1 protein-coding gene is annotated in these 574 nt (G+C 69.7%); it reads right to left on the reverse strand.

The genetic code is table 11. The features are described 5' to 3' along the window. On the reverse strand, positions 1-572 hold a 572-nt coding region (gene queC, locus AC1DNF_RS35760), incomplete at its 3' end, for a 7-cyano-7-deazaguanine synthase QueC (RefSeq protein WP_478153674.1). Positions 573-574: the final 2 nt, after the last annotated feature.

Raw genomic sequence — 574 nt, forward strand, 5'->3', positions numbered from 1 at the left:
CCCCACAAGTGGGACGTGCCGCGGTCGCCGCGATAGCAGCTGTGGGTCTCGTCCCGGATCAGCTCGACCAGCGCGGGGCCGCCCAGCGATGCCGCCAGCCGCCAGGTCTCGGCCTTATCGATCCACATCAACGGGGTGTGGACGACGAAGCGCCGGTCCATGCCCAGGTTGAGTGCCAGCTGCATCGCCTTCATGGTGTCGTCGCGGCAGTCGGGATAGCCGGAGAAGTCGGTCTCGCAGACGCCGACGACGATGTGGCGCAGGCCGCGGCGATAGGCCAGGGCGGCGGCGAAGCTCAGGAAGATCAGGTTGCGGCCGGGCACGAAGGTGTTCGGCAGGCCGCTGTCCTCCATCGCGATCTCGACGTCGCGGGTCAGCGCCGTCTCGCTGACCTCGCCGAGCGCCGCGAGATGCAGCAGCTGGTCGGGGCCCAGCCGGCCCGCCCAGTCGGGAAACTCGGTGCGGAACACCTCGAGGATACTGGGTCGGACGTCGAGCTCGACCCGGTGCCGCTGGCCGTAGTCGAAGCCTACCGTCTCCACCCGCTTGAAGCGGTCGAGCGCCCAGGCCAGGC

The sequence above is a fragment of the Variovorax sp. 01T432 genome, from assembly GCF_056398605.1.